25 protein-coding genes, 1 other RNA gene and 1 pseudogene are annotated in these 24,546 nt (G+C 64.3%); 19 read left to right on the plus strand and 8 right to left on the minus strand.

Annotation, left to right across the window (positions count from 1 at the left end; translation table 11 throughout):
- Positions 1 to 52: 52 nt before the first annotated feature.
- The 7 genes from feoB to ssrA form a co-directional block, all read right to left on the minus strand.
- On the minus strand, positions 53 to 1,924 hold the full coding sequence (feoB, locus tag ACIPUD_RS01620) for a ferrous iron transporter B (RefSeq protein ID WP_018454324.1): 1,872 nt from the start codon (positions 1,922 to 1,924) through the stop codon (positions 53 to 55).
- A 20-nt stretch (positions 1,925 to 1,944) separates the two neighbouring features.
- Complete coding sequence (locus ACIPUD_RS01625; protein WP_018454325.1) at positions 1,945 to 2,220, minus strand: FeoA family protein; 276 nt, start codon at positions 2,218 to 2,220, stop codon at positions 1,945 to 1,947.
- Between the two features lie 140 nt (positions 2,221 to 2,360).
- Entirely contained in the window at positions 2,361 to 2,615 is a 255-nt protein-coding gene (locus tag ACIPUD_RS01630) for a ribbon-helix-helix domain-containing protein (protein ID WP_018454326.1), read from the minus strand.
- Positions 2,612 to 2,800, minus strand: coding sequence for a DUF4169 family protein (locus ACIPUD_RS01635; RefSeq protein ID WP_446480025.1), 189 nt, complete (start codon positions 2,798 to 2,800; stop codon positions 2,612 to 2,614). Before ACIPUD_RS01635 ends, ACIPUD_RS01630 begins: the two co-directional genes overlap by 4 nt.
- Before the next feature lie 276 nt (positions 2,801 to 3,076).
- Entirely contained in the window at positions 3,077 to 4,522 is a 1,446-nt protein-coding gene (gene fumC / locus ACIPUD_RS01640) for a class II fumarate hydratase (RefSeq protein ID WP_244561280.1), read from the minus strand.
- Positions 4,523 to 4,621: 99 nt separating this feature from the next.
- Positions 4,622 to 5,137, minus strand: a complete 516-nt coding sequence (locus ACIPUD_RS01645) for an SspB family protein (protein ID WP_018454329.1) — start codon at positions 5,135 to 5,137, stop codon at positions 4,622 to 4,624.
- Positions 5,138 to 5,251: 114 nt separating this feature from the next.
- Positions 5,252 to 5,618: a transfer-messenger RNA gene (gene ssrA / locus ACIPUD_RS01650) on the minus strand.
- An 84-nt stretch (positions 5,619 to 5,702) separates the two neighbouring features.
- On the opposite strand from ssrA, the gene ACIPUD_RS01655 reads away from it, so the two are divergent.
- From ACIPUD_RS01655 to ACIPUD_RS01705, 11 genes and pseudogenes are all read left to right on the plus strand, one after another.
- Positions 5,703 to 6,320 carry a chromate transporter gene (locus ACIPUD_RS01655; protein ID WP_018454330.1) on the plus strand — a complete coding sequence of 206 codons (618 nt, stop codon included), beginning with the start codon at positions 5,703 to 5,705 and terminating at the stop codon, positions 6,318 to 6,320.
- Positions 6,317 to 6,848: pseudogene (locus ACIPUD_RS01660) on the plus strand (chromate transporter). Before ACIPUD_RS01655 ends, ACIPUD_RS01660 begins: the two are co-directional and overlap by 4 nt.
- Positions 6,849 to 6,943: 95 nt before the next feature.
- Positions 6,944 to 7,705 (plus strand): tripartite tricarboxylate transporter TctB family protein, encoded by a 762-nt coding sequence (locus ACIPUD_RS01665; RefSeq protein ID WP_018454332.1) that lies wholly within the window; start codon positions 6,944 to 6,946, stop codon positions 7,703 to 7,705.
- Between the two features lie 7 nt (positions 7,706 to 7,712).
- On the plus strand, positions 7,713 to 9,278 hold the full coding sequence (locus tag ACIPUD_RS01670; RefSeq protein ID WP_018454333.1) for a tripartite tricarboxylate transporter permease: 1,566 nt from the start codon (positions 7,713 to 7,715) through the stop codon (positions 9,276 to 9,278).
- Between the two features lie 221 nt (positions 9,279 to 9,499).
- Positions 9,500 to 10,294: a thymidylate synthase gene (locus tag ACIPUD_RS01675; RefSeq protein WP_007613362.1), complete on the plus strand. Its 795-nt coding sequence runs from the start codon at positions 9,500 to 9,502 to the stop codon at positions 10,292 to 10,294.
- Between the two features lie 5 nt (positions 10,295 to 10,299).
- Complete coding sequence (locus ACIPUD_RS01680; RefSeq protein WP_018454334.1) at positions 10,300 to 10,785, plus strand: GNAT family N-acetyltransferase; 486 nt, start codon at positions 10,300 to 10,302, stop codon at positions 10,783 to 10,785.
- Complete coding sequence (locus ACIPUD_RS01685; protein ID WP_018454335.1) at positions 10,785 to 11,294, plus strand: dihydrofolate reductase; 510 nt, start codon at positions 10,785 to 10,787, stop codon at positions 11,292 to 11,294. Before ACIPUD_RS01680 ends, ACIPUD_RS01685 begins: the two co-directional genes overlap by 1 nt.
- Before the next feature lie 153 nt (positions 11,295 to 11,447).
- Positions 11,448 to 12,584: an FtsH protease activity modulator HflK gene (hflK, locus tag ACIPUD_RS01690; protein WP_007600977.1), complete on the plus strand. Its 1,137-nt coding sequence runs from the start codon at positions 11,448 to 11,450 to the stop codon at positions 12,582 to 12,584.
- A complete protein-coding gene (gene hflC, locus ACIPUD_RS01695; protein ID WP_018454336.1) occupies positions 12,581 to 13,477 on the plus strand; it encodes a protease modulator HflC in 897 nt (298 codons plus the stop codon). Before hflK ends, hflC begins: the two co-directional genes overlap by 4 nt.
- Before the next feature lie 71 nt (positions 13,478 to 13,548).
- Positions 13,549 to 13,755 (plus strand): DUF2065 domain-containing protein, encoded by a 207-nt coding sequence (locus ACIPUD_RS01700; protein ID WP_018454337.1) that lies wholly within the window; start codon positions 13,549 to 13,551, stop codon positions 13,753 to 13,755.
- Positions 13,756 to 13,899: 144 nt separating this feature from the next.
- Positions 13,900 to 15,402 carry a Do family serine endopeptidase gene (locus tag ACIPUD_RS01705; RefSeq protein WP_018454338.1) on the plus strand — a complete coding sequence of 501 codons (1,503 nt, stop codon included), beginning with the start codon at positions 13,900 to 13,902 and terminating at the stop codon, positions 15,400 to 15,402.
- A 122-nt stretch (positions 15,403 to 15,524) separates the two neighbouring features.
- On the opposite strand, the gene serB is transcribed toward ACIPUD_RS01705, so the two are convergent.
- Positions 15,525 to 16,430 (minus strand): phosphoserine phosphatase SerB, encoded by a 906-nt coding sequence (serB, locus tag ACIPUD_RS01710; protein WP_085360665.1) that lies wholly within the window; start codon positions 16,428 to 16,430, stop codon positions 15,525 to 15,527.
- Positions 16,431 to 16,441: 11 nt separating this feature from the next.
- Here serB and miaA point away from each other — a divergent pair, with 11 nt between their 5' ends.
- From miaA to ilvC, 8 genes are all read left to right on the plus strand, one after another.
- A complete protein-coding gene (miaA, locus tag ACIPUD_RS01715) occupies positions 16,442 to 17,398 on the plus strand; it encodes a tRNA (adenosine(37)-N6)-dimethylallyltransferase MiaA (protein ID WP_231190455.1) in 957 nt (318 codons plus the stop codon).
- Positions 17,399 to 17,727: 329 nt separating this feature from the next.
- Positions 17,728 to 19,503 carry an acetolactate synthase 3 large subunit gene (locus ACIPUD_RS01720; RefSeq protein ID WP_446480026.1) on the plus strand — a complete coding sequence of 592 codons (1,776 nt, stop codon included), beginning with the start codon at positions 17,728 to 17,730 and terminating at the stop codon, positions 19,501 to 19,503.
- A gap of 5 nt (positions 19,504 to 19,508) precedes the next feature.
- A complete protein-coding gene (locus ACIPUD_RS01725) occupies positions 19,509 to 20,492 on the plus strand; it encodes a threonine dehydratase (RefSeq protein ID WP_026232715.1) in 984 nt (327 codons plus the stop codon).
- Between the two features lie 23 nt (positions 20,493 to 20,515).
- Positions 20,516 to 21,058, plus strand: coding sequence for an acetolactate synthase small subunit (gene ilvN, locus ACIPUD_RS01730; protein ID WP_007613340.1), 543 nt, complete (start codon positions 20,516 to 20,518; stop codon positions 21,056 to 21,058).
- Between the two features lie 3 nt (positions 21,059 to 21,061).
- Positions 21,062 to 21,751, plus strand: a complete 690-nt coding sequence (locus ACIPUD_RS01735; RefSeq protein ID WP_007613338.1) for a class I SAM-dependent methyltransferase — start codon at positions 21,062 to 21,064, stop codon at positions 21,749 to 21,751.
- Positions 21,752 to 21,820: 69 nt separating this feature from the next.
- Complete coding sequence (locus tag ACIPUD_RS01740; protein ID WP_018454343.1) at positions 21,821 to 22,696, plus strand: EamA family transporter; 876 nt, start codon at positions 21,821 to 21,823, stop codon at positions 22,694 to 22,696.
- A gap of 7 nt (positions 22,697 to 22,703) precedes the next feature.
- Positions 22,704 to 23,306, plus strand: a complete 603-nt coding sequence (locus ACIPUD_RS01745; RefSeq protein ID WP_018454344.1) for a LysE family translocator — start codon at positions 22,704 to 22,706, stop codon at positions 23,304 to 23,306.
- 147 nt (positions 23,307 to 23,453) lie between these two features.
- Positions 23,454 to 24,473, plus strand: coding sequence for a ketol-acid reductoisomerase (gene ilvC, locus ACIPUD_RS01750; protein ID WP_446480027.1), 1,020 nt, complete (start codon positions 23,454 to 23,456; stop codon positions 24,471 to 24,473).
- Positions 24,474 to 24,546: the final 73 nt, after the last annotated feature.

The raw sequence follows: 24,546 nt of genomic DNA on the forward strand, positions 1-24,546 counted from the left end.
CAACACCCGTCTACTGTGCATGGGGTTGTTTTCGCAGTTTTTTGTTTGGGGCCTACCCCGCCCCGAACGCGACCGCGACATTGTAGGTCAGAAGGCTCGCGGCATAGGCCAGCACCAGCATGTAGAAGAAGGTGACGGCCATCCAGGTCCAGCTTCCGGTCTCGCGCCGGATCACGGCCAGCGTCGATGCGCATTGCGGGGCAAAGATGTACCAGGCAAGCATCGACAGCGCGGTCGCGAGCGACCATTTCGTCGCCAGCACCTGGCCGATCTGCTCGGCCGCTTCCTTGCCGCCTTCGATCGCATAGACGGTGCCGAGCGCCGCGACCGCGACCTCGCGCGCCGCCATGCCGGGGATCAGCGCGACCGCGATCTGCCAATTGAAGCCGACCGGCGCCAGCAGCGGCTCGAGTGCCTTGCCGATGATCGCAGCGAGGCTGAAATCGATCGCCGGTTCGGTTGCGCCTGCGGGCGGCTGCGGGAACGAGGCCAGGAACCAGATCAGCACCATCATCGAGAAGATCGTGGTGCCGGCGCGGTGCAGGAACATCTTGGCCCGCGTGTAGACGCCGATCGCGATCGATTTCAGCCGCGGCATCTTGTAGTCCGGCAGCTCCAGCATGAACGGCGCCGGCGCATAGTCGCGCAGCATGAAGAATTTGATGAGAAACGAGACCAGCAGCGCGCTGATGATGCCGGCAGCGTAGAGGCCGAACATCACGAGGCCCTGGAGGTTGATGAAGCCCCAGACGTCTTTGGCCGGAATGAAGGCGGAGATGATCAGCGTGTAGACGGGAATGCGCGCCGAGCAGGTCATCAGCGGCGCGATCAGGATCGTGGTCAGCCGGTCGCGCTTGTTGTCGATCACGCGCGTCGCCATGATGCCGGGGATGGCGCAGGCGAAGCTCGACAGCAGCGGAATGAAGGCGCGGCCGTGCAGGCCGGCGCCGCCCATGATGCGGTCCATCAGGAACGCGGCGCGCGCCATGTAGCCGAAATCTTCCAGCAGCAGGATAAACAGGAAGATGATGATGATCTGCGGCAGGAACACGATGACGCTGCCGACGCCTGAGATCACGCCGTTCTGAAGGAAGCTCTGCAGCAGGCCTGCGGGTAAGGTCGCGTGCACAAACTCGCCGAGGGAGTCGAAGCCGGAATTGAGCAACTCCATCAGCGGCTGCGCCCAGGCGAACACCGCCTGGAACATCACGAACAGGATCGCCGCGAGCACGATCAGCCCCCCGACGGGATGCAGCACGACCGCGTCGATCCGCGCCGTCCAGGTGTCGGGCCGGCTGGGCAGGCTGACGCAGTCGGCGATGATGCGGTCGGCTTCGCGCTGGGTGGCGCGCAAGTCGGCCACGCTGAGCGCCCGCCAATTGTTCTCTCCCGGCTCGGCGGCGAGCTTTGCCGAAATCTCGTCGGTCAGCGACAGCAGGTCGGCCGTGCCGCCCTTGCGCACCGCGATCGAGGTGACCACGGGCACGCCGAGCTCCTTGGCGAGCCGCTCGACGTCGACAGTGATGCCGCGGCGGGTCGCGATGTCGAACATGTTGAGCACGAGGATCATCGGCCGGCCGGTGCGCTTGAGCTCCAGCAGCAGGCGGATGGTCAGGCGCAGATTGGTCGAGTCCGCCACGCACAGCACGAGGTCGGGCACGATCTCGCCGGTGGCCTTGCCGAGCACGAAGTCCCGGGTGATCTCCTCGTCCGGGCTCCGTCCGCGCAGCGAATAGGTGCCCGGCAGGTCGACCACGGAGACCTGGCGTCCCAAGGGCGTGACGAAGAAGCCTTCCTTGCGCTCGACGGTGACGCCGGGATAGTTCGCGACCTTCTGCCGGCTGCCGGTCAGCGCATTGAACAGCGAGGTCTTGCCGCTGTTTGGCGTGCCGACCAGGGCGAGATGCAGCAGGGGTGCTTCCATGGAATTGGGGTCCGGTCGCTTCAGGCGACGATAATGGCCATGGCTTCGCGACGGCGGACCGCGATGGTGATGCTGTCGACCCGCACGGCGATCGGGTCGCGGCCGACCAACCCCTCGTGCAGGATCTCGACCCGCGCGCCCTCGACGAAGCCGAGCTCGATCAGCCGACTCTCGAGTTCGATGTCCGAGAGTGCCGAGCCTGCGTCCTTGGGGGAAAGGTGCTGGATGACGCCGGTATAGCCGCGCTGGGCCAGGCCCAGCGGCATCTGCGGACGCGTATCATGGATGTCGGTCATGCCCTGTATTTTCAACGCAGGGCATCGAGGTCAAGCGCGCTCGGTCGCTGAAACTGCACCTTAGAGTGATTTTAAAGTACCAGCTTCGTGACAGAAGCGATCGGCGCCAGGATCGGCATCAAGGATCGGCGCAAAGACGGCTACTGGGCCGGGACCTTTTCCGCCTGGATGGCGGCCATGGCGCGGCTCTTGAAGTAGTCGAGCACGAACAGGCGGATCGCCGAGGACAGATTGCCCTGCTGGCGGTTGCTGTCGATCTCGCCGACCAGCTCGGACAGCGTCATGTTGCGCAGGCCCGAGATCTCCTTCATGCCGTTCCAGAACGCCTCTTCCAGGCTGACACTGGTCTTGTGGCCGGCGACGACGATCGACCGTTTCACGACGGGCGACTTCATGGCTGCTCCTGGCAATCGATCCGGTGCTGGTCCAGGTGCGTCTTCGCCTGATCCGCGCGCGTCTCCTCCGCCGACCGCTCCGCCTTCGTGCGGCCGAACTTCGTTCGGTTGGCGTCCGCCTGCTTCGCCGTGGCTTCCCGCTCGGCGCGCTTCCGGAAACGATTCAGGTTGATGACGTTCGCCATGTCGCGTCTCCATCATCCGATCCTCCGTGGGCAGGATGAAACATTCAGAAACTGTGCGCCGAATTGCGCCCGATGAGACTTGATCGCCATTCGCTTGTCCTCGTCAATCGACCCTTGGGCCATCAAACGATGAATTCCGCCCCGTGGGGGCGGAGGGGCTACGTAACACGCAATCCCGCCGCGACATTGACGGTAATCAAATCCCGTCCTTTAAGCCCTACATTTAATGGAGCTAGGGGCTCCGTATCATTACGGATGGCTATCGGAATTCGGAATTTATCCCGGGCTGGTCATCTTCTCGGGGCGCACCAGGCGGTCGAATTCCTCGCTTGAGACGAAGCCAAGCCGCAGCGCCTCTTCCTTCAGGGTGGTGCCGTTGGCATGCGCCGTCTTGGCCACCTTGGCCGCGTTGTCGTAGCCGATCTTGGGGGCGAGCGCCGTCACCAGCATCAGCGAGCGCTGCATCAGTTCCTTGATGCGCTTCTCGTCGGCGCGGATGCCGCTGACGCAATGCTCGGTGAAGGAGCGCGCGGCGTCCGCCATCAGCCGGATCGAGTGCAGCATGTTGTAGGCCAGTACGGGCTTATAGACGTTGAGCTCGAAATGGCCCTGGCTGCCGGCGACCGTGATCGCGGTGTGATTGCCGAACACCTGGCAGCACACCATCGTCATCGCCTCGCACTGCGTCGGATTGACCTTGCCCGGCATGATCGAGGAGCCCGGCTCGTTCTCCGGCAGCATGAGTTCGCCGAGGCCCGAACGCGGACCCGATCCGAGCAGGCGGATGTCGTTGGCGATCTTGAACAGGCCTGTCGCGACCGAATTGATGGCGCCGTGCGCCGATACATAGGCGTCGTTCGAAGCCAGCGCCTCAAATTTGTTGGCCGCGCTGGTGAACGGCAGCTTGGTAATCCCGGCAACGTGCTTTGCGAACAGTTTTGCAAAGCGCGGCTTCGAATTGAGGCCGGTGCCGACGGCGGTGCCGCCCTGCGCCAGCGGATAGAGCTCCTTCACCGCGACCTTGAGCCGGGCGATGCCGCTTTCGACCTGTGCGGCATAGCCGGAAAATTCCTGGCCGAGCGTCAACGGCGTCGCGTCCTGGGTGTGGGTGCGGCCGATCTTGACGATCTTTGCGAACTCCTTCTCCTTCTTGCGCAGTGCACGCAGCAATTCGCCAAGGGCAGGGACCAGATCGGCGGTAATGCGGCTTGCCGCCGCGATATGCATCGCGGTCGGGAACGAGTCGTTCGACGACTGGCTCATGTTGACGTGATCGTTGGGATGCACCGGCTTCTTGGCGCCAAGCTCGCCGCCCAGGATCTCATTGGCGCGGTTGGCGATGACCTCGTTGAGATTCATGTTGCTCTGGGTGCCCGAGCCGGTCTGCCACACCACCAGCGGAAAATGATCGTCCAGCTTGCCCTCGATCACCTCGCGCGCAGCGCGGATGATGGCGTTGGCGCGGCGCTGGTCGAGCAAACCGAGCTCCTGGTTGGACTGCGCTGCGGCGAGCTTGACGATGCCGAGCGCATGCACGAGCGAGATCGGCATGCGATCGATGCCGATGCGAAAATTCTGGCGCGAGCGTTCGGTCTGCGCGCCCCAATAACGATCGGCGAGGACCTCGATCGGGCCGAAGCTGTCGGTCTCGGTGCGGGTCGCCGGGCGCGAGGAGCCGTCGGTCTTCGAGGGGGAAGTCTTCGAGAGGGAAGTTTTGGCCATGAGCACATCCATTCCGCCGCGCGAAATGCCGCGCGGCCTCATCATGTGCCTCTATATAGGGAGTTTGGCCGCCTGCGACGGGCGCCGACCCGATCTAGATCATTTCTTGCGGAAACGATCCAATCGCACGACTTCGGCGCCGCCCTGGTTCGGAGCCGCCGGCTCCTCAGTGCCTTCCGCAGGGTCAGTGGCAGGGGCCACCGCGACCGCGGACGGGGCGGGAGCGGCCGGCAAGGTCTCGGCCGAGACGTCGGCGACATCGGAGGTGTCGAACTGGAGGCCGAATTTCACGGACGGATCAAGGAAGCTCTTGATGGCGCTGAACGGCACGATCAGCCGCTCCGGAATGCCGCCGAAAGACAGGCCGACCTCGAAGCGGTCCTCGAGCACGGTCAAATCCCAGAACTGGTGCTGCAGGATGATCGTCATCTCTTCTGGATATTGGGCCAGCAGCCGCGACGACAGCTTCACGCCCTCCGCCTTCGACACGAAGGTGATGAAGAAATGATGCTCGCCGGGTAGTCCCTGGGACGCGGCGTCGGTCAGCACCTTGCGCAACACGCCGCGCAGCGCGTCGCGGGCCAGCACATCGTATCGGATATGATCGGTCGCCATGGTGGTCCTGTTGCATTCCAGGAGCTGGGCCCTGCCGGCCCGACTCGCCAAGTCGCAATAGTACCGCGCCTGACGGGTCAGCAGGAGTCCCCGCGGGGTAGGAAATAAGAGGTAAGTGGAGGCTTCTGTTGCCAGGTGCCTCCGAACCCCGCCTAACGGAGCTTAACCCGTTAGGACTTCAGAATGGTCTTTCAAACTGCGTTACGCAGCCTGAGCAACCGGAGCAAAGTTGTCGTTGGCAACTATTGCATAGCCCGATAACGGCGGAACAATACCGGGAAAAAGAACGCCCTTTACGCCCTCGTCGATCCTATTTCGCCCCCGCCAAAGCCCGCTTTCAGGGCCAGCCCGCTGGTGGGCTTTGGTGGAGGCGCCGGGTACCGCCCCCGGGTCCGAATGGTTTATTGCGACGACCGTTTATTTCCATAGCCGGCGAACCGGCACTCCCAATATAGGGGGCAAACGTTTCAAATAACAGGTGTTTCGAGCGATCATTCCGAGGTTCCCTCTGGATAGGTTCCCGGCAGGCTTGGCCGCCTGCCGGCCGGCGTTCTAAGCTCCTGACATGTCCGAGGATTCCGCACCGGTCGCGCAACAACCAGTTCAAGAGCCGGACGGTCCAGCCACCAGCGCCGTTCCGCCGGGCTTGCTCGCGCTGTTCCTCGCCTTCGCCAGGATGTCGCTGGCGGGCTTCGGAGGGGTTTTGGTATTCGCCCGGCAGGCCATCGTCGAGCAGCACCGCTGGATGACGGCGGACGAGTTCAACGAGACTTTTGCGCTCTGCCATTTCCTGCCCGGGCCCAACATCGTCAATCTCTCGATGGTGTTCGGCGCGCGGCTGCGCGGGATCGCCGGCGGCATTGCCGCCTTTGCAGGGCTGTTGCTGCCGCCCACGCTGATCATGACGGTGCTCGCGATCATCTACGCCCGGTTCGGCGATGTGGACGTGCTGCGCCGCATCCTCGCGGGCATTTCCTGTGCGGCCGTCGGCCTCTTGATCGCGGTGGTCTTCCGGATGATGACGCCGCTGCTCAAGCGGCTGGACGCCTTGGCGCTCATCCTGATGCTGGGCGTGTTCCTCGCCATCGGCGTCCTTCGCCTGCCGCTCCAGGCCGTGCTTTTGGTCGCGATCCCCGTCAGCGTCGGCGCCACTTTCCTGATGCGGCGGAAGGTAGCAGCATGAACGCGGAGAACCCGATCTGGGGGCTGATCTCGACCTTCGGTCTGATGTCGCTGTTCGCGGTCGGCGGTGCCGCGGCGGCGGTGCCCGAGATGCACCGCATCGCGGTCGATGTGCATCACTGGATGACCGACAAGCAGTTCGCCGATGCCTATGCGATCGCGCAGCTCTCACCAGGTCCGAATGTGCTTATCGTCACGTTGATCGGCTATGCTGTCGCCGGCATCCCCGGCGCCCTGGCGGCGACTTTGGCCATGTGCCCTGCCCACCGCGTTGCTTGCCTATTATGTCAGCCGGCTCCTCAACCGGCCGAACCAATCGCGCTGGCCCGGGCTGATCCAGGCTGCACTGGTTCCGCTCTCGATCGGCCTGATGGCGGCGAGCGCCCTGATCCTCGCCGAGTCGACCGATCGTACGCTTGCTGCGCTGCTTCTGACCGCGACGGTTGCAGTGGTCGCATCCGTCTCGCGCATCAATCCACTATGGATTTTGCTCGTCGGGGGCTTGTTGGGTTTTGCTGGCATTGTGTAATGAAAATGGCTAGGCAGGGATCCGGGCGGGGGCATCGATTTCCAGCCGATTAGAACAACAGTGCTCGTGGCTTACGGGTCGCGGAGGAGACATGCATGGCCGATACGATGGGCCACTCGGCGACAGCCAACCGAAACACCTCGGTGGTGATCAGCTTTTGTCTGCTGGCCATAGCGCCGCAGATTTTCGAATTCATCTGGTCGTTCGGGACGATCTTTGGCTGGGGCGCTGGACGCGGGCCGGCCGCCGTCGTCATCAGCCACGCGACTGCGCTGCTCGCGGGGGCGCCCGGCGCGTTGCTCGGGGCGGTCGGCGGTGACACCAAGAAGGCGTCATCCGATGTGCTGCTGGCGCTGATCTATTCCTATCCGATCTTTGCGGTGGCGATTCTCACGTTCTTCATGACGATCAGGTCCGCGCAGGACTATGTCGGCGGAATCGTGCTGATGGCGCTCGCCTTGTTCGCACTGTGGGCCTCTAGCGATTTGCAGGGGATGCGGGGCTTCTCCTTTGGCGCCGGCACGGCGCCGCGGATGTTTGGCGGGCTCCTCGTCGCACTTGGCGCCGGCATCGCGTTGACGGGGCTGCTGACCGACGGGCCCAGCATGGCGCACTATGCCTGGCGTGGGCCGCTCTTCGTGATGTTCTCGATCGTCTTCTTCGCGCTGGCGATTCGTCCGCTTGGGGTGGTGGTAACGGCGTTCGCAAGCTTCATGATCGCGGCGATGGGTACGCATGAGACACGCTGGGTCGAAGCGCTCATTGTCGGCGCCTGCCTGACGCTCGGCTGCGCGCTGCTCTTCCCCTACGTGCTAGGCCTGCCGATGCCGATGTTCCCGCGCTTCCTGGTTCAGTGAGGGTGTGATGTTCGATCTCTTCCACAATCTGGGCCTTGGTTTCGGTGTGGTGTTTCAGATCTCCTGGTGGTCACCCTGGTGGCTCTACGGTCTGTCGCTCCCGATCTCGATCAATATTCTCATGTGCCTGATTGGCGCATTGGTTGGCACACTGGTCGGCGTGCTGCCCGGTATCGGCACCGTCGCAACCGTGGCGATGCTCCTGCCGATCACGTTCGGATTGCCGCCGGTCGGCGCGCTGATCATGCTCGCCGGCATCTATTATGGTGCCCAGTACGGCGGCTCCACCACCTCGATCCTGGTCAATATTCCCGGTGAGGCGACGTCGGTCGTTACCGCCATCGACGGTCACCAGATGGCGAAGCAAGGCCGTGCCGGCCCGGCGCTGGCGATCGCGGCGATCGGCTCGTTCTTCGCCGGATGCGTTGCGACCGTGCTCATCGCCGTGCTCGGTGCGCCGCTGACCAAGCTCGCTCTGGCGTTCGGCCCGGCGGAATATTTCTCGCTGATGGTGCTCGGCCTGATCTTTGCGGTGGTGCTGGCCAAGGGCTCGGTCCTGAAAGCGATCGCGATGATCGTGTTCGGCCTGATGCTGTCGATGGTCGGCTCCGACATCGAGACCGGCGCCTCGCGCATGGCGTTCAACATTCCGGAGCTTGCCGACGGTCTCGGCTTTGCGACGGTGGCGATGGGCGTGTTCGGCTTCGCCGAGATCATCCGCAACCTCGACGCCGGCGCCGAGATGAACCGCGACCTCGTGCAGCAGAAGATCACCGGCCTGATGCCGACCAGGAAAGACCTGATCGACTCGGCGCCTGCGATCCTGCGCGGCACCGTGCTCGGATCGATCCTCGGTATCCTGCCGGGCGGCGGCGCGGTCATCGCGTCCTTTGCGTCCTACACGCTCGAGAAGAAGATCGCCAAGAACCCGTCGCGGTTCGGCCGCGGTGCGATCGAAGGCGTGGCGGCGCCGGAAAGCGCCAACAATGCCGCGGCGCAGACCTCCTTCATCCCGCTGCTGACACTCGGCATCCCGCCCAATGCCGTGATGGCGCTGATGGTGGGCGCGATGACCATCCACGGCATCGTGCCCGGTCCGCAGGTGATGCAGAAGCAGCCGGAGCTGGTTTGGGGCATGATCGCCTCGATGTGGATTGGCAATCTGATGCTGATCATCATCAACCTGCCGCTGGTCGGAATCTGGGTGCGGCTGTTGCGCGTCCCTTACCGGCTGATGTTCCCCTCGATCGTGATCTTCTGCGCGATCGGCATCTACTCGGTGAACAACGCGCCGGTCGACGTCATCCTGGCAGGCGTGTTCGGTCTGGTCGGCTACTGGCTGATCAAGCACGATTTCGAGCCGGCGCCGCTGCTGCTCGGCATGGTGCTCGGACCGCTGATGGAAGAGAACCTGCGCCGCGCGCTGCTGATCTCGCGCGGCGACTGGAGCGTGTTCCTGACGCGTCCGCTGTCGGCCGTGCTGCTCGGCATCGCCGCTTTCCTCCTGGTGCTCACGGTGCTGCCGGCGTTGCGTGCCAAGCGCGACGAGGTGTTCACCGAATCCGAAAACTAGGGGCGCCGCCAGCGTCGGCGCGCCGTGACCCGAACCCAAGCCGGCAAGTTGGCCAGCAGGATCAATCTGATAGACAAGGGGCGGGACGCTGAGTTCCGCCCCTTGTCGTTTGCACCGGGAGCGCTCACTTTTCCGGGTATAATGCGCATGGATGGCGAATCGCCGCTGTCGCAGCGCGGGGGCGGCCGCTAAGTTCGCCGCCTCCCCAAAGGCTCACGCACATGCACCAGTATCAGGACCTGCTCGAGCGGATTCTTTCAGACGGCGCCGAAAAGACCGACCGGACCGGCACCGGCACGCTGTCGGTGTTCGGCCATCAGATGCGCTTCAACCTGTCCGCCGGTTTTCCGATGCTGACGACAAAGCGCCTGCCGCTGAAGGCGATCGTGCACGAACTGTTGTGGTTCCTGAAAGGCGATACCAACATCAAATATCTGCGCGACAACGGCGTCACCATCTGGGACGAGTGGGCCGACGCCAACGGCGATCTTGGCCCCGTCTACGGCCACCAGTGGCGCTCCTGGCCCGCGCCGGACGGACGCAGCATCGATCAGATCGCGAATGTGATCGACATGATCAAGCGCAACCCGGACTCGCGCCGCCTGATCGTCTCGGCCTGGAATCCGGCCGAGGTCGACAAGATGGCGTTGCCGCCGTGCCACTGCCTGTTCCAGTTCTATGTCGCCAACGGCAAGCTGTCGTGCCAGCTCTATCAGCGTTCGGCCGACGTGTTCCTCGGCGTCCCCTTCAACATCGCCTCCTACGCACTGCTCACCATGATGGTGGCGCAGGTCACGGGCTTGAAGCCCGGCGACTTCGTGCATTCGTTCGGTGACACCCATCTCTATTCCAACCATCTGGAGCAGGCGAAGCTCCAGCTCACGCGCGCACCGCGCGCGCTGCCGGTGATGCGGATCAACCCCGACGTGAAGGACATCTTCTCCTTCCGTTACGAGGACTTCGAGCTCGTCGGCTACGATCCGCATCCGCACATCAAGGCCGCGGTCGCGGTCTGAAGTCGATGCAGCTCAACATCCGCCGTGTGCGTCCCGGTGAGGCCGGGCTGGTTCTCGCTTTCATCCGCGAGCTCGCCGAGTACGAAAAACTTTCGCACGAGGTCGAGGCGACCGAGGCTGACATCGCCGACGCACTGTTCGGCGAACGACCGCAACTCCATTGCGCTCTCGCCGAGTGGAACGGCGAGCCGGTCGGCTTCGCGGTGTGGTTTGCGAATTTTTCGACGTTCAGCGGCCGCCACGGCATCTATCTCGAAGATTTGTATGTGCGGCCATCGCATCGGGGCAGGGGCCTCGGCAAGGCTCTGCTCGTGCACCTCGCCAGGGAATGCGTCGAGAACGGCTGGTCGCGGCTGCAATGGGCGGTGCTTGACTGGAACGCGCCGTCGATCGCGTTCTACAAATCGCTCGGTGCCATCATGCTGGAGGACTGGACGCTGTGCCGCGTCACCGGTCCGGCGCTGACGCGGCTTGCCGGGAGCGCGACCTGATGGAGATCGTCTTCGTCGTCGCGATCGCGGAGAACGGCGTCATCGGGGCCGGCAACGCAATGCCGTGGCGAATGAAATCCGACATGGCGCGCTTCAAGGCGCTCACGATCGGCAAGCCCGTGATCATGGGCCGCAGGACCTTCGAATCCCTGCCCCGGCCGCTTCCCGGCCGCACCAACATCGTCGTCACGCGCGATGCGGATTATCGCGCCGCCGGCGCCATCGTGACGACATCGACTGCCGCCGCAGACGCCATCGCGCGCGGCGATGCCCTGCGGCGTTCGGTCGCCGAGATCGCCGTGATTGGCGGCGCCGAAATCTTTCGGCAATGGCTCGATCGCGCCGATCGCCTCGAGATCACCGAAGTGCATGCCCGGCCCGAAGGCGACACGCATTTCGACATCGACAGGGCAGAGTGGGATGAGGTTGAACGCATCCGTCATCCTGCCGGACCCCACGACAGCGCCGACTACTCCTATGTGACATATCGTCGGCGGGCAGGCCATTAACCGCATTTGCCAATGTTAACATTGACTTTTCTGCCCCCAAGCTTAGCTCGGAGGGCGGCGAGGGCTGCGTTGTAAGGGACCTGCCTGTCCCCTATAAAGCCGGACCGGACAAAGCGGGCGGGGGCAATTTCACCCTGCCGAGGAGAGCGTCGAATGCCGTGGAAGAATCAGGGCGGTGGCCCATGGGGCTCGGGTCCGAAGGGACCATGGGGCAACGGCCCGCAACCGGTCGGGCCAAGGCCGCCGGATCTGGAAGATCTTCTGCGGCGCGGCCAGGATCGCCTCCAGCAGATCATGCCGGGTGGCTATTTCTCCGGCATCGGCATCACGCTGATCGTGCTGCTCATCGTCGCGTTCTGGCTGCTGTCGGGCTTCTTCCGGGTGCAGTCCGAAGAGCTCGGCGTCGTGCTGCGCTTCGGCAAGCATGTCCGCACCGTGGAGCCCGGCCTGAACTACCATCTGCCCTATCCAATCGAGACCGTGCTGCTGCCAAAGGCCTTGCGCGTTTCCACCATCTCCATCGGCATGACGCTGATCGACGACCCGGCGCGGCGCGGCCGCTCCATTCGTGACGTGCCGGAAGAGAGCCTGATGCTGACCGGCGACGAGAACATCGTCGACGTCGACTTCACCGTGCTCTGGCGCATCAAGCCCAACGGCGTCGGCGATTTCCTCTTCAACATCCAGAATCCCGAAGGCACCGTGAAGGCAGTCGCCGAGAGCGCGATGCGCGAGGTGATCGGCCGCTCGCAGATCCAGCCGATCCTGACCGGCGCGCGCAACGTTACCGAACAAGGCGTGCAGGAACTAATCCAGAAGACCCTGGACAGCTACGGCGCCGGCATTCAGATCAGCCAGGTGCAGATGCAGAAGGTCGACCCGCCGGCGCAGGTGATCGACGCCTTCCGCGACGTCCAGGCGGCGCGCGCCAATCTCGAGCAGCTGCAGAACGAGGCGCAGACGTATGCCAACCAGGTCGTGCCGCAGGCACGCGGGCGTGCGGCGCAGATCATGCAGGCCGCCGAAGGCTACAGGGAGCAGACCGTCGCCGAGGCCAAGGGCCAGAGCTCGCGCTTCCTGAAGGTTTACGAGGAATACAAGAAGGCGCCCGACGTGACGCGTGAACGGATTTATCTGGAGACGATGGAGCGCGTGCTCGGCGGTTCGGAAAAGCTCATTTATGACGGCGGCCAGTCGGGCCAGGGCGTCGTGCCTTATCTGCCGCTCAGCGAGTTGACTGCCAAGCGGCCGCCTGCAACCGGCCAGCAGACGACCGGAGGCAACCGATGAGATCTCCGGTCACAGGTATCGTCACGCTGCTCGGCCTCCTGCTCGTCGTGATCGTGGGCTACATGTCCCTGTTCACGGTGGCGCAGACCGAGCAGACCATCGTGCTGCAGTTCGGCAAGCCCGTCGATGTCGTTACCGCTCCCGGCCTGCACTTCAAGGCGCCGTGGAATTCGGTGATCAACATCGACAAGCGCATCCTCGATCTGGAGAACCCGTCGCAGGAAGCGATCGCGTCCGACCAGAAGCGGCTCGTGGTCGACGCCTTCGCGCGTTACCGCATCAAGGACGCGCTCCGCTTCTATCAGAGCATCGGCTCGATCCAGGCCGCCAACATCCAGCTCACCACGCTCTTGAACGCTGCGCTGCGCCGCGTGCTCGGCGAGGTCACCTTCATCAACGTGGTCCGCGACGACCGCGAGAAGCTGATGCAGCGCATCCGCGATCAGCTCGACCACGAGGCCGACGGCTACGGCATCCAGGTCGTCGACGTCCGGATCCGCCGCGCCGATCTGCCGGAGCAGAACAGCCAGGCGGTCTATCAGCGCATGAAGACGGAACGCGAGCGCGAAGCCGCCGAGTTCCGCGCGCAGGGCGGCCAGAAGGCCCAGGAGATCCGCTCCAAGGCCGACCGCGAGGCGACCGTGATCGAGGCGGATGCAAGGTCGCTGGCCGAGCAGACGCGCGGCGTCGGCGATGCCGAGCGCAACCGTCTGTTCGCCGAAGCCTACGGCCAGGACGCGGATTTCTTCGCCTTCTACCGTTCGATGGCGGCCTATGAGACCGGGCTGCGCGCGAACGACACCCGCTTCCTGCTGCGCCCGGACTCGGATTTCTTCCGGTTCTTTGGTAACCCGTCCGGCAAGACGGCGACCACGACGCCAGCGAAGCCGTAAGTGAGACAAGGGCGGCAAGTCTGGCCGCCCTTCGTCCAGACAAGAACAGCACAACGGGAGGTTCCAATCCGATGAGGTCCATTGCGTTCGCCGACTTCCTCATCGGTTTGGGCATCCTGTTCGTGCTGGAAGGCTTGATGTTCGCGGCAAGTCCGGCCTGGATGCGCAAGGCCATGAAAAGCGCGATGGCCACGCCGGATAACGTCCTGCGGGCGGTCGGCATTGGTTCGGCCGTGGCCGGCCTGGTCCTGATCTGGGTTATGCGACGTCCAATTTAGCCGTCGCACCAACGCCAAAGTGAAGGCGAGGGACCGGTTTTCGCCTTATTATCCGGGTCTTGAGGCCCGTTAAGGTCCGCGCTTGCGCCGTCCCCCCGTTCGAGCGCAGTCTTGACGTCGAATCCTTGTTTCCTGGAGATCACAATGACCGCTGCCACCATTGCCCCGACCCGTTTGCGCTTAGGGCTGGCCGCGCTCGCCGTTGGCGCTTTCAGCGCACTCGGCACACCGGCCTATGCGCGCGGACCGGATGGCATCGCCGACGTCGCCGAGAAGGTGATTGACGCGGTCGTCAACATCTCGACCTCGCAGACCGTCGAAGCCAAGGGCGGGGGCGGCGGCAGCAATGCCATGCCGCAACTGCCGCCCGGTTCGCCCTTCGAGGAGTTCTTCGACGACTTCTTCAAGAACCGCAAGGGTCCCGGCGGCGGCAGCAAGGGCGGCGAGAACAGCCCGGCGCCGCGCAAGACCAACTCGCTCGGAAGTGGCTTCATCATCGACACGTCAGGCGTCGTCGTCACCAACAACCATGTCATCGCGGACGCCGATGAGATTAACGTCATTCTCAACGACGGGACCAAGATCAAGGCCGAACTGGTCGGAGTCGACAAGAAGACCGACCTTGCCGTGCTCAAGTTCAAGCCGTCGAAGCCGCTGGTGTCGGTGAAGTTCGGTGATTCCGACAAGCTGCGCCTCGGCGACTGGGTCGTCGCGATCGGCAATCCTTTCAGCCTCGGCGGCACCGTGACGGCCGGTATCGTTTCGGCGAAGAACCGTGACATCTCCTCAGGTCCCTACGACAGCTACATTCAGACCGACGCCTCCATCAACCGCGGAAATTCCGGCGGTCCGCTGTTCAACCTCGATGGCGACGTCATCGGCGTCAACACGCTGATCATCTCGCCGTCCGGCGGCTCGATCGGCATCGGCTTCGCCGTACCGTCGAAGACGGTGGCGGGTGTCGTCGACCAGCTCCGCCAGTTCGGCGAATTGCGCCGCGGCTGGCTTGGCGTGCGCATCCAGAGCGTCACCGACGAGATCGCCGAGAGCCTCAACATCAAGCCGCCGCGCGGCGCGCTGGTTGCCGGTGTCGACGACAAGGGCCCGGCCAAACCGGCCGGCATCGAGCCCGGCGACGTCGTCGTCAAGTTCGACGGCAAGGACGTCAAGGACCCGAAGGATCTGTCTCGCGTGGTCGCCGACACGGCGGTCGGCAAGGAGGTCGACGTCGTCATCATCCGCAAGAGCCAGGAGGAAACCAAGAAGGTCACGCTCGGCCGGTTGCAGGATGCCGACAAGGTGCAGGCCGCGGTGAAGACCGACGAGCCTCCGCCTGAAAAGACCGTGACACAGAAGGCGCTCGGCCTCGATCTCGCCGCGCTGAGCAAGGACCTGCGTGCGCGCTACAAGATCAAGGACAGCGTCAAGGGCGTGGTCGTCACCAATGTCGACGCCAATTCGGATGCCGCCGAGAAGCGCCTCTCGGCCGGCGACGTCATTGTCGAGGTGGCGCAGGAGGCCGTCTCCAGCGGCGCCGACATCCAGAAACGGGTCGACCAGCTCAAGAAAGACGGCAAGAAATCGGTGCTGCTGCTGGTGTCGAACGCCGACGGCGAGCTGCGTTTTGTCGCGCTGAGCGTGCAGTAAGAGCGCTCGCTTTCACCTCTCGTCATGGCCGGGCTTGACCCGGCCGTCCACGCCTTGCCATGCGGACGAGCGTAACGTGGATGCCCGGGACAAGCCCGGCCATGACGGCGGAGAGGAGGAGGCTACGCCTCCACGAACTCCTCGCGCCGATACCCCTGCGCATACAGCAGCGCGGTGAGATCGCCATGATCGATCCGCGCCGCGGCTGCGGCCGCGACCGCCGGCTTCGCATGATACGCCACGCCCAGCCCCGCCGCCTGGATCATCGCGAGATCATTGGCGCCGTCGCCGACCGCCAGCGAGTCGACGTCGTCGAGATCGAACGACTCCATCAGATCCACCAGCGTCGCGAGCTTTGCCGCGCGCCCCAAAATCGGCTCCCTCACCTCGCCGGTGAACTTGCCGTCGCGGACGACGAGCTCGTTGGCGCGGTTCTCCTGGAAACCGATCCTTGCGGCGACCGCACTGGTGAACAGCGTGAAGCCGCCGGAGACGAGACAGGCATAGGCGCCATGGGCGCGCATAGTCGCGACCAGTTCGCGGCCACCTGGGGTCAGCGTAATCCGCTTGGCCAGAACTTCATCGACGGCACTGGCGGGGAGGTCTTTGAGCAGCGCGACGCGCTCGCGCAGCGCCGGCTCGAACTCGACCTCACCGCGCATCGCGCGCTCGGTGATGGCGGCCACATGGGCCCTCACTCCGACGAAATCAGCGAGCTCGTCGATGCATTCCTGGCCGATCATGGTGGAATCCATGTCGGCGAGAAAAAGCTTCTTGCGCCGGAAGCCGACTGGTTGCACCACGATGTCGATGGGCAGGTCCCCGCGAAGCTCGCGGAGCCGCTGTTCGATGGCGTGACGGTCGCCTTCGAGGTTACTGTCGGCGCCGAACGGGATATCGACTGCAATCCCGTCGAACAGCCAGTGCGCGGGAGCTGCCTGAGGCAGCACGGCGCGGGCGCCATCGACGATGGTCGAGTCGAGCGCGGGATTATTCGGGTTGCAGATCAGCGTGGCGACGAGGGACATTTGAGGTTTTCGTGAGCGAGGGGCAAGTCGGCAGGAGGGATGTTGGCAAGGCGGTGCTTATCGCAGGCCCAACCGCCAGCGGCAAGTCGGCGCTGGCGCTCGAGCTTGCGCTCGCTGCGGGCGGGGTCGTGATCAATGCCGATTCCATGCAGGTCTACCGTGACCTCCGCATCATCACCGCGCGCCCCACCCTTGGCGACGAGGCGCAGGTGCCTCATCGCCTGTACGGCCATGTCGATGCGGCCGTGAATTTTTCGGCCGGTGCCTGGGTGGGCGACGCGGCCAAGGCGCTCGAAGCGGCGAAAGCCGAAGGGCGCCTGCCGATCTTCATCGGCGGCACCGGGCTCTATTTCAAGGCGCTCACGGCGGGCCTTTCCGTGGTGCCACCGATCCCTCTCGAGGTGCGCGAGGACGTCCGGGCGCGGCTGGAGCGGAACGGCGTCGAAGCGCTGCACGACGAACTCGCAGCCTCCGATCCGCGGGCGGCCGAGCGCTTGAACCGTCGCGATCGCACGCGCATTGCGCGCGCGCTCGAAGTGGCCGAAGCCACCGGCCGTTCACTGCTGGACTGGCATCATGAGGGCCAGCCGCCGTTGCTCCCCAAGGACAGCTTTCGCGCGGTGTTCCTCGCGCCCGAGCGCGACGAGCTCTATGCGCGCATCGACGCCCGCTTCGAGGCTATGTTGGGTGCCGGCGCGCTGGAGGAGGTCGAGCGTCTCGCTGCCCGAAACCTCGATCCGCTGCTGCCGGCGATGAAGGCTCATGGTGTGCCGGCCCTGATCCGGCATCTGCGCGGTGAGCTCAGCCTGGAGCAGGCGGCGACCATCGGCCGGGCCGACACCCGCCACTATGCGAAGCGGCAGTTCACCTGGTTCCGGCACCAATTGCCCCAATTCGAATGGGTGAAGCTAGAGGAGACGCGGGGCTGGCTGGCGGCGATCGTGAACGCGGCACGGGAACCCGGCTGACACGCTTTTGTGCCTCGGGCCCCGAATTTACCTCTCGCCCAACCCCGGGAACACCGCTACACTGCCAAAATCGCGCGAGAACGGCGGCATTGCCTTGACATCGGGGCGCTGGCCGCTATGTTTCGCGCAACCTTTGGGAAGCCGGGCACCTGCCATGCGTAACATTATTACCAACCTCCTTATCGCCGTCGTACCCAGGCACACCGCCGGGGGTGGCTAGCTGCCATCCACATGACAGGCGGTGTGCATGGGCCCTCTTCGGGGCCTTTTTTATTTCCCGAAACCGACACGAACGAAGCCGCTGCCAACAGCGCATCCGGAGCAAGCCAATGAGCGAGAAGAGCCACGATCCGAACCAGATGACCGGCGCCGCGATGATCGTCCGCGCGCTCATCGATCATGGCGTGACCGACATTTTCGGCTATCCCGGCGGCGCGGTGCTCCCGATCTACGACGAGATCTTCCAGCAAAGCGAGGTCCAGCACATCCTGGTCCGCCACGAGCAGGGCGCCGGCCACGCCGCCGAGGGCTATGCGCGTTCGACCGGCAGGCCGGGCGTTGCACTGGTGACCTCCGGCCCCGGCGCCACCAACATGGTGACGCCGCTCACCGACGCGCTGATGGACTCGATCCCGCTGGTCTGCATCTCCGGCCAGGTGCCGACGCATCTGATCGGCAACGACGCATTCCAGGAATGCGACACCGTCGGCATCACGCGCCCCTGCACCAAGCACAACTGGCTGGTGCGCGACGTCAACGATCTCGCAAAGGTGCTGCACGAGGCGTTTTACGTTGCGACCACGGGTCGGCCGGGCCCGGTGCTCGTCGACGTGCCCAAGGACGTGCAGTTCGCGACCGGCACCTATCATCCGCCGCGCAAATCCGACGTGCATCGCTCCTACGCGCCGCGCGTGAAGGGCGATGCGACGCAGATCCGCAAGGCCGTCGCGCTGCTCGCAGGCGCCAAGCGCCCCGTGATCTACAGCGGCGGCGGCGTGATCAATTCCGGTCCCGAGGCGACCAGGCTGCTGCGCGAGCTGGTCGAGGTCACCGGATTTCCGATCACCTCCACCCTGATGGGCCTCGGCGCATATCCCGCCTCGGGCAAGAGCTGGCTCGGCATGCTCGGCATGCACGGCACCTACGAAGCCAACATGACCATGCATGATTGCGACGTCATGCTGTGCGTCGGCGCGCGCTTCGACGACCGCATCACCGGCCGCGTCGATGCGTTCTCGCCGGGCTCGAAGAAGATCCACATCGACATCGACCCGTCTTCGATCAACAAGAACATCCGCGTCGACGTGCCGATCATCGGCGACTGCGGCAACATCCTCGGCGACATTCTCCAGGTGTTCAAGGCGGAGGCGAAGAAGCCCGACATCAAGGCCTGGTGGCAGCAGATCGCGCAGTGGCGCGCCCGCAACTCGCTCTATTACAGGAAGAGCAACGACGTCATCCTGCCGCAGCATGCGATCCAGAGCCTGTTCGAGGCGACGCGTGGCAAGGACACCTACATCACCACCGAGGTTGGCCAGCATCAGATGTGGGCCGCGCAGTTCTACGGCTTCGAGGAGCCGCATCGCTGGATGACCTCGGGCGGTCTCGGCACCATGGGCTACGGCCTGCCGGCCGCGGTTGGCGTGCAGGTTGCCCATCCCGACAGCCTCGTCATCGACATCGCGGGCGATGCCTCGGTGCAGATGACGATGCAGGAGATGTCGACGGCGGTGCAGTACGAGTTGCCGATCAAGATCTTCATCCTGAACAACCAGTACATGGGCATGGTGCGGCAGTGGCAGCAGCTGCTCCATGGCAACCGCCTGTCGCATTCCTACTCGGAGGCGATGCCGGACTTCGTCAAGCTAGCGGAAGCCTACGGCGGCGTCGGCATCCAGGTGCACAAGCCCGGCGATCTCGACGGCGCCATCCAGGAGATGATCTCGGTCAAGCGCCCGGTGCTGTTCGACTGCCGCGTCGCGTCGCTGGAAAACTGTTTCCCGATGATCCCCTCCGGCAAGGCGCACAACGAGATGCTGTTGCCGGAGCAGGCCAACGACGAAGCCACCGCGAAGGCGTTCGCCGGCGGTAAGGCGCTGGTGTGAGCGTGATGTTCGACCTGAACGAGCTCGAACGCGCACATGCGATCGTGGGGCAGGCGGTGCCGGCAACGCCGGCGCACGCCTGGCCGCTGCTCGCCGAGCGGCTCGGCACGCAGGTCGTGGTCAAGCACGAGAATCACACGCCGACGGGCGCCTTCAAGGTGCGCGGCGGGTTAGTCTATCTCGATCGGCTGAAGCGCGAACGGCCGAACATTCCGGGCATCATCTCGGCGACGCGCGGCAATCATGGCCAGAGCCTCGCCTTTGCGGCGAGCCGCCATGGCGTAACTGCCGTGATCTATGTGCCGCGCGGCAATTCGGTCGAGAAGAACCGCGCGATGAAGGCGTTCGGCGCCGAACTCGTTGAGCACGGCGAGGACTTTCAGGCCGCACGCGAGGAAGCCGGACGCCACGCGCAGTTCGCCGGGCTGCACATGGTGCCGTCGTTCCATACGGACCTGGTGCTGGGCGTGGCGACCTATGCGCTCGAATTGTTCCGGGCCGCGCCCGATCTCGACATCCTCTATGTGCCGATCGGGCAAGGCTCGGGGATCTGCGGCTGTATCATGGCGCGCGATCTGCTCGGCCTGAAGACCGAGATCGTGGGCGTGCAGTCGACCGAGGCGCCGTCCTACGCGCTGTCGTTCGCGGCGGGTCAGGTGGTGACCACCGAGACCAGCAACACGCTCGCGGACGGCATGGCGACGCGGATTCCCGATCCGGAAGCGCTCGCGGTCATCCTCAAGGGCGCCTCGCGTATCGTCCAGGTGACGGACGATGAAATCGCGCTCGCGATCCATGCGCTCTGGACCGACACGCACAATCTCGCCGAAGGCGCCGGCGCCGCCGCGCTCGCCGCGGCGCTTCAGGACAAGACAGGATTGTCGGGCAAGCGCGTCGGTCTCGTACTGTCCGGCGGCAATATCGATTTCGATCTGTTCCGCGGTTGGGTCGGGACGGATGCGCCGGTCGCTCATCAGGCGACGGCGTAACGACGAGAATGAAGGGGACGACAATGAACCAGCCCGCATCCGCCTATTTCATCGAGGAGCGCCACGACCCGAACGAGACGCATACGCTTTCGGTGCTCGTGCAGAACGAGCCCGGCGTGCTCGCGCGCGTCATCGGCCTGTTCTCGGGGCGCGGCTACAACATCGAGAGCCTCACGGTCTCGGAGACCGAGAGCCAGAAGCATCTCTCGCGCATCACTATCGTCACCACGGGTACGCCCATGGTGATCGAGCAGATCAAGCATCAGCTCGACCGCATGATCCCGGTCTATCGCGTCGTCGACATGACGCTGACCAAGCGCTCGATCGAGCGCGAGCTGGCGATGGTCAAGGTACGCGGGCAGGGCGAGCATCGCGTCGAGGCGCTGCGGCTGGCGGACGCGTTCCGTGCCCGCGTGATCGATGCCACCACCGAGAGCTTCGTGTTCGAGATCACAGGCAATACAGACAAGATCAATCAGTTTATCGACCTGATGCGTCCGCTTGGCCTTGTCGAAGTGTCGCGCACCGGTGTTGCCGCGATTGGTCGCGGGCCTGAGGGAATGTGAGCCATGCTGGCGCGCGACTGGTATTACAACGAGCGGAACCGGATGGGGATCGGGCCTGCAGTGGCCTCGATCTACGACAGTCATGACGATGCCGATCTACGGGCGCGCGCCGCGCTGAAAATGCTCGGCGTCCAGCGCGGCTGGCGCATTGCCGATATCGGTTGCGGCAACGGCGTGCTCGCGACCGAGGCGGCGCTGATGGGCGCCGAGGTCGATGCCATCGACATCTCGCCCGCGATGCTGGCGCTCGCCGAGATCTACGCGCGCGACCGCAAGGCGCCCGTGCGCACGCAGTCCGCCGGCCTGCTCAGCTTCGCCTACCGGCCGGAATCCTATGACCTGATCGTCAGCGAGTTCACGCTGCACCATCTGCCGGATTTCTGGAAGGCGGTAGCCATGTCGCGGATCTATCGCGCGCTCAAGCCCGGTGCCACTTTCTATTTGCGCGACATCGTCTACGCCTCGATGCCCGATGCCGTCGAGCGCGACGTTGACCAATGGGCCGACTTTGAGATCAAGAACCACGATGTCCCGCGTGAAAGCGTCGTCACCCACATGCGCGACGAGTATTCCACTTTCGGCTGGGTCATGGAGCGGATGCTGACCGACGTCGGCTTCACGCTGGTCTCGGCCGATTACCACGCCCCGATGCACGGCACCTATCTGCTGCGGAAACCCAATTCCTCCACGTAACGGCCGGCGAGCAAGGCTCGACCAGAACAACAAACAGGGCTGCACGACAGGGCAGAACCGGGAACGACAATGAAGCCGGCCGACATCCTCATCGCCATCCTGGTGGCGGTCATCTGGGGGCTTGCCTTCGTGGCGAGCCGGATCGCGCTCGACGAATTTTCGCCGGAGCTGATGACGGCGATGCGCTTCACCATTGCCGCGGTGCCGTGCCTATTCATCCGCAAGCCCAAAGTCGCCTGGTCGCTCCTGATCGCGATCAGCTTCACGCTCTTTCTCGGCCAATTTCTGAGCCAGGCCTATGGCATCGCCCATGGCGTGCCGGTGGGGCTGACCAGCGTCGTCGTGCAGAGCCAGGCGCTGTTCACGATCGGCTTTGCCGCGATCGCATTCGGTGAGCGGCCGACGCCGGTGCAGACGCTGGGCATCGTCATCGCAGCCATCGGCCTTTTGATGATCTGCGGCACGGTCGGCTATGATTTCAGCGTCGGTGCCTTCGCCGTGCTGATGATCGCGCCGGTCAGCTTTGCGGTCGGCAATGTCCTGCTGCGCGGCGCCCGCGGCGTGCCGATGTTCGATCTGTTCGCCTGGTTGTGCCTCGCCACCGCGGTGCCGCTGTTCGCGCTCACGCTGGTCGTCAACGGACCAACGCCGACCTGGCAGTCGCTGATCCACATGTCGCTCACCGGCCTCATTTGCCTGCTGTTGATCGGCGGCATCTCCACCAGCATCGCCTATTGGCTGTGGGGCCGGCTGCTACGTGACTATCCCCCTGCGCAAGTGGTGCCGTTCGCGCTGCTGGTGCCGTTCGTCGGCTCGGCTGCGTCCAGCATCGTGTTCGGCGAGCGGTTCGGCCCGCTGCGTCTCGCCGGCATGCTCACCGTGATCGGCGGTATCGCGGTGATGGTGCTCGCGAAGCGTCCGCAAGTCCTGCCGAAGACCGCGTGAGGTGACTATGGCCTATTCGCTCTTCTATGCCTTCCTCGCCTTTATGGTCGTGATGTATTTCACGCCCGGGCCGAACAACATCATGCTGCTGGCCTCGGGCCTGACCTACGGCTTTCGGCGCACCATCCCCCACATCGCCGGTATCGTCATCGGCTTTGCTTTCATGATCGCCGCCGTGGGTCTCGGGCTCGGCACAGTGTTTCTGGCCTATCCGATCCTTCAGACCATCCTGAAATACGCCGGCGCGGTCTATCTGATTTACCTTGCCGCCGTGATTGCTTTGTCCGGCCCGACCACGCCGGACGGCGAGACCGGCCGCGGCCCGATGACCTTCTGGGGCGCGGCGATGTTCCAGTGGATCAACGCCAAGGGCTGGGTGATCGTGATCGGCACAATCACCGCCTACGCGGCGATTGCCCGATTCCCCATCAATATCGCGATCCAGACCCTGGTCAGCCTACTCGTCGGCGCGGTCTCGACCGTGGTCTGGGTCCTGTTCGGCACTGCACTACGGCCGGTGCTGACCTCCGAGCGGCTGGTCCGCGCCTTCAACATCCTGATGGCGATCCTGCTGCTGGCGTCTCTCTACCCCGTCGTTATGGATGCATGATGCCTCAGCTTTCCATGCAGAAACGGGTTTCCCAGGGGGCCGAAAATGCTCTAGACAGCCCCCGAAATCCGCAAATTTCACCGTCCGAGACCTGACCGACAAGACCTGACCAACGGCCGATTCCGGCCCCTGAACGAGGAAACGACCATGCGTGTTTATTACGATCGCGACGCCGACCTGAACCTGATCAAGGGCAAGAAGGTCGTCATCGTCGGCTATGGCAGCCAGGGCCACGCCCATGCGCTGAACCTGAAGGATTCCGGCGTCAAGGACGTGGCGATTGCGCTCCGCAAGGGTTCGGCCTCGGCCAAGAAGGCGGAAGCTGCCGGCTTCAAGGTGATGGAAGTCGCCGAGGCCGCCAAATGGGCCGACCTGGTCATGATGCTGACCCCGGACGAGCTCCAGGGCGACATTTACCGCGAGCACCTGCACGACAACATGAAGAAGGGCGCCGCCCTCGTCTTCGCGCACGGTCTCAACGTCCACTTCAACCTGCTCGACCCGCGCGCCGATCTCGACGTTCTGATGATCGCGCCGAAGGGCCCCGGCCACACGGTGCGTTCGGAATACCAGCGTGGCGGCGGCGTGCCCTGCCTGATCGCGATCGCCAAGGACGTCTCGGGTAACGCCCACGACCTCGGCCTGTCCTACGCCTCCGCCGTCGGCGGCGGCCGTGCTGGCATCATCGAGACCACTTTCAAGGAAGAATGCGAGACCGACCTGTTCGGCGAGCAGGTCGTGCTCTGCGGCGGCCTGGTCGAGCTGATCAAGGGCGGCTACGAGACGCTGGTCGAAGCCGGCTACGCCCCGGAGATGGCCTATTTCGAGTGCCTGCACGAAGTGAAGCTGATCGTCGACCTGATCTATGAAGGCGGCATCGCCAACATGAACTACTCGATCTCCAACACCGCGGAGTACGGTGAGTACGTCACCGGCCCGCGCATCGTCACCGACGAGACCAAGACGGAGATGAAGCGGGTTCTGAACGACATCCAGTCCGGCAAGTTCGCCCGCGACTGGATGCTCGAGAACAAGGTCAACCAGACCTCGTTCAAGGCGACCCGCGCCAAGCTCGCCGAGCACCCGATCGAGGAAGTCGGCGCCAAGCTGCGCGACATGATGCCCTGGATCAAGAAGGGCGCGCTGGTCGACAAGTCGAAGAACTAAGCGGCCGTTCGGATGCGGCGTATCGGTTGCGCCGCATCCGGACACGCGAGCGAAAACACAAGCTTCGCTCGCC

The organism is Bradyrhizobium sp. CAR08, assembly GCF_052871955.1.

What these genes read in the sequence shown, in the direction of transcription:
- feoB (WP_018454324.1), bottom strand. Translation starts at nt 1,924, where the DNA reads ATGGAAGCACCCCTGCTGCATCTCGCCCTGGTCGGCACGCCAAACAGC.
- ACIPUD_RS01625 (WP_018454325.1), bottom strand. Translation starts at nt 2,220, where the DNA reads ATGACCGACATCCATGATACGCGTCCGCAGATGCCGCTGGGCCTGGCC.
- ACIPUD_RS01630 (WP_018454326.1), bottom strand. Translation starts at nt 2,615, where the DNA reads ATGAAGTCGCCCGTCGTGAAACGGTCGATCGTCGTCGCCGGCCACAAG.
- ACIPUD_RS01635 (WP_446480025.1), bottom strand. Translation starts at nt 2,800, where the DNA reads ATGGCGAACGTCATCAACCTGAATCGTTTCCGGAAGCGCGCCGAGCGG.
- fumC (WP_244561280.1), bottom strand. Translation starts at nt 4,522, where the DNA reads ATGGCCAAAACTTCCCTCTCGAAGACTTCCCCCTCGAAGACCGACGGC.
- ACIPUD_RS01645 (WP_018454329.1), bottom strand. Translation starts at nt 5,137, where the DNA reads ATGGCGACCGATCATATCCGATACGATGTGCTGGCCCGCGACGCGCTG.
- ACIPUD_RS01655 (WP_018454330.1), top strand. Translation starts at nt 5,703, where the DNA reads ATGTCCGAGGATTCCGCACCGGTCGCGCAACAACCAGTTCAAGAGCCG.
- ACIPUD_RS01665 (WP_018454332.1), top strand. Translation starts at nt 6,944, where the DNA reads ATGGCCGATACGATGGGCCACTCGGCGACAGCCAACCGAAACACCTCG.
- ACIPUD_RS01670 (WP_018454333.1), top strand. Translation starts at nt 7,713, where the DNA reads ATGTTCGATCTCTTCCACAATCTGGGCCTTGGTTTCGGTGTGGTGTTT.
- ACIPUD_RS01675 (WP_007613362.1), top strand. Translation starts at nt 9,500, where the DNA reads ATGCACCAGTATCAGGACCTGCTCGAGCGGATTCTTTCAGACGGCGCC.
- ACIPUD_RS01680 (WP_018454334.1), top strand. Translation starts at nt 10,300, where the DNA reads ATGCAGCTCAACATCCGCCGTGTGCGTCCCGGTGAGGCCGGGCTGGTT.
- ACIPUD_RS01685 (WP_018454335.1), top strand. Translation starts at nt 10,785, where the DNA reads ATGGAGATCGTCTTCGTCGTCGCGATCGCGGAGAACGGCGTCATCGGG.
- hflK (WP_007600977.1), top strand. Translation starts at nt 11,448, where the DNA reads ATGCCGTGGAAGAATCAGGGCGGTGGCCCATGGGGCTCGGGTCCGAAG.
- hflC (WP_018454336.1), top strand. Translation starts at nt 12,581, where the DNA reads ATGAGATCTCCGGTCACAGGTATCGTCACGCTGCTCGGCCTCCTGCTC.
- ACIPUD_RS01700 (WP_018454337.1), top strand. Translation starts at nt 13,549, where the DNA reads ATGAGGTCCATTGCGTTCGCCGACTTCCTCATCGGTTTGGGCATCCTG.
- ACIPUD_RS01705 (WP_018454338.1), top strand. Translation starts at nt 13,900, where the DNA reads ATGACCGCTGCCACCATTGCCCCGACCCGTTTGCGCTTAGGGCTGGCC.
- serB (WP_085360665.1), bottom strand. Translation starts at nt 16,430, where the DNA reads ATGTCCCTCGTCGCCACGCTGATCTGCAACCCGAATAATCCCGCGCTC.
- ACIPUD_RS01720 (WP_446480026.1), top strand. Translation starts at nt 17,728, where the DNA reads ATGAGCGAGAAGAGCCACGATCCGAACCAGATGACCGGCGCCGCGATG.
- ACIPUD_RS01725 (WP_026232715.1), top strand. Translation starts at nt 19,509, where the DNA reads ATGTTCGACCTGAACGAGCTCGAACGCGCACATGCGATCGTGGGGCAG.
- ilvN (WP_007613340.1), top strand. Translation starts at nt 20,516, where the DNA reads ATGAACCAGCCCGCATCCGCCTATTTCATCGAGGAGCGCCACGACCCG.
- ACIPUD_RS01735 (WP_007613338.1), top strand. Translation starts at nt 21,062, where the DNA reads ATGCTGGCGCGCGACTGGTATTACAACGAGCGGAACCGGATGGGGATC.
- ACIPUD_RS01740 (WP_018454343.1), top strand. Translation starts at nt 21,821, where the DNA reads ATGAAGCCGGCCGACATCCTCATCGCCATCCTGGTGGCGGTCATCTGG.
- ACIPUD_RS01745 (WP_018454344.1), top strand. Translation starts at nt 22,704, where the DNA reads ATGGCCTATTCGCTCTTCTATGCCTTCCTCGCCTTTATGGTCGTGATG.
- ilvC (WP_446480027.1), top strand. Translation starts at nt 23,454, where the DNA reads ATGCGTGTTTATTACGATCGCGACGCCGACCTGAACCTGATCAAGGGC.